At 52.4% G+C, this 4444-nt stretch carries 3 protein-coding genes and 1 riboswitch; of the genes, 2 read left to right on the plus strand and 1 reads right to left on the minus strand.

Annotated elements, in window-relative coordinates; translation table 11 throughout:
- Positions 1–41: 41 nt before the first annotated feature.
- Complete coding sequence (trmA, locus tag PMI17_RS04125; RefSeq protein ID WP_007886461.1) at positions 42–1145, minus strand: tRNA (uridine(54)-C5)-methyltransferase TrmA; 1104 nt, start codon at positions 1143–1145, stop codon at positions 42–44.
- A 112-nt stretch (positions 1146–1257) separates the two neighbouring features.
- A riboswitch (cobalamin riboswitch) is annotated at positions 1258–1439 on the plus strand.
- Positions 1440–1507: 68 nt separating this feature from the next.
- Here trmA and btuB point away from each other — a divergent pair.
- Together btuB and murI are read left to right on the plus strand one after the other, a co-directional pair.
- Positions 1508–3394, plus strand: a complete 1887-nt coding sequence (gene btuB, locus PMI17_RS04130; protein ID WP_007886462.1) for a TonB-dependent vitamin B12 receptor BtuB — start codon at positions 1508–1510, stop codon at positions 3392–3394.
- A complete protein-coding gene (murI, locus tag PMI17_RS04135) occupies positions 3339–4190 on the plus strand; it encodes a glutamate racemase (protein WP_007886469.1) in 852 nt (283 codons plus the stop codon). Before btuB ends, murI begins: the two co-directional genes overlap by 56 nt.
- The last annotated feature ends 254 nt before the right edge of the window (positions 4191–4444 follow it).

The raw sequence follows: 4444 nt of genomic DNA on the forward strand, positions 1-4444 counted from the left end.
ATTCCTGGGGATCCCTCAGACCTTAGGGTTCCCGTTTTTGTTTAGGCTTTCAGCGTCAGCAGCACGCCACACTCCATATGATGGGTGTAGGGGAATTGATCAAACAGCGCCAGCCGCGTGACATCATGGGTTTCTGCCAGCACCGCAAGGTTTTCGCACAGCGTTTGCGGATTGCAGGAGATATAAAGGATGCGCGGATACGCCTGCACCATCTTCACGGTTTCCGCATCCAGCCCGCTGCGCGGCGGATCGACGAAAATGGTTTCGCACTGATAGCTCTTCAGATCGATGCCTTCTAAGCGATTGAAGCTGCGTACGCCGTTCATCGCCTGAGTAAATTCCTCGGCGGCCATGCGAATGATCTGCACGTTATCAATGTGGTTGGCGGCAATATTGTATTGCGCAGAAGCCACCGATGGTTTGGCAATCTCCGTGGCCAATACGCGGCGGAAGTTGCGTGCCAGCGCCAGCGAGAAATTACCATTCCCGCAATAGAGTTCCAGCAGATCGCCACGCGAATCCTGCGTCACGTCCAGTGCCCACTCCAGCATCTGAATATTCATCGCCGCGTTTGGTTGGGTGAAGCTGTTCTCTACCTGACGATAAATCATCTCTTTGCCAGCGACCGGCAAGCGTTCATCGACGTAATCGCGATCGAGACAGATTTTGGTTTTGGTGGCGCGACCAATCAGCTGCACATCAAAACCTTCAGCGCGCAGGCTGTCGCGCAGGGCGCTGGCTGCTGCAGTCCACTCCTCTTCCAGCTTGCGGTGATAGAGCAGCGAGATGACGATCTGGTTGCTCATGGTCGACAGGTAATCGATCTGGAATAACTTAAAACGCAGTGCGCGGTTATCCCGGATCGCATTGATCAATTTCGGCATTAACTGGTTGATCAATGCACTGGCGGCCGGGAATTGATCGACACGAATACGTTGTTTGGTCTCCTGATCAAAGATGATGTGGTAGAGATCGTCACCGTCATGCCAGATGCGGAATTCGGCGCGCATCCGATAGTGGCTGACCGGTGAGCGGAACACCTCCACGTCGGGCGCGGCAAAGGGCACCATCATCGCCTGTAAGCGGCTGACCTTTTCCGCCAGTTGCGCGTCGTATTGTTCAATCGGGAGCTGTTCGGGTGTCATCTTTAATCCTGGTAATAAGCTGGCTTGCCGGGCGATTGTAGGCATTCAACTGCTGATGTCCAGCCCTGTGGAAAACAAGATGGCTGGAAGTCTGGATTTCCGGCCTTCCTGGCCGTAGACTGCGCCTGCCGGCCTCCTTGAGTTAAAAGGGAATCCAGTGTGAATCTGGAGCTGACGCGCAGCGGTAAAGAATGTCGTGGTGATGGCACCTATAAACACTGTCCTGCCGGATGGGAAGTTTTTCACCATTTATGATTCTCAGCCCGAAGACCTGCCGGTGTGACGTCGCAATACATACGACCATCGCGAGCTATTGGTTGTAGTCGTGCGGCATCCTGCTTCGTCTTTTGGATGCTATAACAATGAAAAACACACATGCTTCGCTGTTTGCCTTCAGTGCAACGGCGTTGTCTCTCTGGGCGCAATTTGGCTATGCCCAGCAGAATGATGATACGCAAATCGTAACGGCTAACCGCTTCGCACAGCCGGTCTCTTCGGTACTGGCTTCAACGTCTGTCGTCACGCGTGACGAGATTGATCAGTGGCAATCGAAAAACCTGCTGGAAGTGCTGCGCCGCTTGCCTGGTGTGGATATCGCGCAAAGCGGCGGTATCGGTCAAAGCGCTTCTATGTATGTGCGTGGCTCGGAAGCGCGTCATACGCTGATCTTAATTGACGGTGTGCCGTTTTCTAAACCCGGTATCACTGGCGTTGCTGACTTTAACCAAATCCCGGTTTCCATTATTCAGCGTGTCGAGTTTATTCGCGGTCCGCGTTCTGCCGTTTACGGTGCGGATGCGATTGGCGGCGTAGTTAACGTCATTACGCAAAACCCTAATAACCAAAATTCACTTTCAGCGGGCTTTGGCTCGAAGGGATATCAGGAGTACAGCGGCGGCATCAATCAGAATGTCACTGACCAGACGCGTTTGACGGTAGCGGGTTCTTATCAGGCCACTAACGGCTATAACGTTCAGCCCGGCTCAACGTCTGCGACCGATCGCGACCGTGATGGCTGGCGCAATAAAGCATTCTGGGCCGGCGTTGATCATAAGTTTAATGACACGTTTTCTGGCTTCTTTCGCGGTTATGGCTATGCCGCGAACTCAGATTATGATGCGGGCTATGTCGGTGGTCAGGATGAGCAGCAAATCTATAATCACTCGTTTGATACCGGCCTGCGCTTTAATCATGACGCTTACTCTTCACAGCTGACCGCCAGTTATCAGAAGTACAAAATCTACAACTACGTTGGTGCTGACGGTCGCTATGCGGACTCCAACAGTTTGGATGATATGGAGCAGCGCAACCTGCAGTGGGGCAACACCCTGGCGGTGGGGCACGGTATGGTCAGCGCGGGGCTGGATTGGCAACAGCAGAAGCTGAACTCCATTGGACAACTCTATTCTGGTGCCTCGCGTGATGAAGATGGCTATAAGCAGGATAACACCGGCGCCTATCTGACGGCGCAGCAGCAGTTTGGCAACGTTACGCTTGAAGGCTCTGCGCGCGGTGATGATAACCAAGACTTTGGTCGCCATGGCACCTGGCAAACGGCAGCGGGTTGGGAGTTTGTGCCGGGCTATAAAGCTTCACTCTCTTATGGGACAGGTTTCCAGGCACCAACGCTCGGTCAGTTATATGGTTTGAAGCGTTACGGCATTAGTTCAAATCCCGATCTGAACCCGGAGAAATCAAAACAGTGGGAAGCTGCGCTGGAAGGTTTAACCGGCCCGGTTAACTGGCGTGTTGCGGCGTATCACAATAAAGTCAGTAATCTTATTACCTATGCTTCTGATCCCGTGACATTTGAGGGCGGCTATTACAATGAAAAAGCCGTTACGCTGAAAGGTATTGAAGCCACAGCTGATTTTGATACCCGCTTCCTTCATCATCAGATCACCCTGGGTTATCTGGATGCTCGCCGTGATTCTGATGGTGAAACACTGGCGCGTCGTGCGCGTGAACAAGCGAAATATCAGCTGGGTATGACGGTGTATGACTTTGATATCGACGTCATCTATCAGTACTTCGGCAAGCGCTACGATAACAACACCAGCGAATATGCGAGTGAGCAGCGTCGCTTATCAAGTTACAGCACGGTAGATCTCGCTGTCTCGTATCCGGTCACATCACAGCTCACCGTTCGTGGTAGAATTGCCAACCTGTTCGATAAAGATTATGAGACAGCGTATGGCTATCCAACTCCAGGAACGGAGTATTACCTCAGCGCCAGCTACAGCTTCTGATCTGCGTCCCACCGTGCTGGTGTTTGACTCCGGCGTCGGTGGGCTCTCCGTTTATGATGAGGTCCGACATTTATTGCCGGATCTTCACTATCTCTACGCCTTCGATAATGAAGGTTTTCCGTACGGCGAAAAATCCGAAGACTTTATTGTCGAGCGTGTGGTGGCTGTGGTGACGGCTATCACGCAGCGTTTCCCGCTGGCGCTGGTGATCATCGCGTGTAACTCTGCCAGCACCATCTCTTTACCGGCTCTGCGTGAGCGCTTTGAATTCCCGGTTGTCGGGGTGGTGCCTGCCATTAAACCTGCTGCACGCCTGACGCGTAATGGTGTGGTGGGATTGCTGGCGACGCGTGGCACGGTGAAACGTCCTTATACGCATGAGTTAGTGGCGCAGTTTGCCCGCGATTGTAAAATTGAAATGCTCGGTTCGGCTGAGCTGGTGGAGCTGGCGGAAGCCAAGCTGCATGGCGAAGATGTTGAGTTAGCTGATGTGCGCCGCGCTGTGCAACCCTGGCTACGTATGAAAGAACCGCCGGATACCGTAGTGCTGGGATGCACGCATTTCCCTTTATTGCGTGATGAATTGCAATTGGTGTTGCCGGAAGGGACGCGTTTAGTGGATTCAGGCGCGGCTATTGCACGTCGTACCGTCTGGTTATTGGAACATGAAGCGCCGCATGCTGTGTCATCCGGGCAGAATTTAGCGTTCTGTACGCGAATGGATGATGAAGTGACGAAATTGTCACCGATTTTGCAGCGTTATGGCTTCCCGTTGCTGGAAAAATTAGCAGTTTAGTCGTGTTTAGCCGAAAAAATCAGCACTCGAAAATTAATTTGAAATTAGCACTTGTCAGCTCCGAAGAAATCCCTATACTGCGCCTCCACTGACACGGAACAACGGCTTACGAAGCGATGTGTTCAGGAGGTGGTCTTCAAGGCAACCTTCAGAAAAGCAAAAATAAATGCTTGACTGAGAATGCGGAAAGCGTAATATACGCATCCCGCGCCGCTAGAGAAATCGCGGCACTGCTCTTTAACAATTTATCAGAC

The sequence above is a fragment of the Pantoea sp. GM01 genome (assembly GCF_000282675.1).
In the GTDB taxonomy this organism is placed as follows: Bacteria; Pseudomonadota; Gammaproteobacteria; order Enterobacterales; family Enterobacteriaceae; genus Pantoea; species Pantoea nemavictus.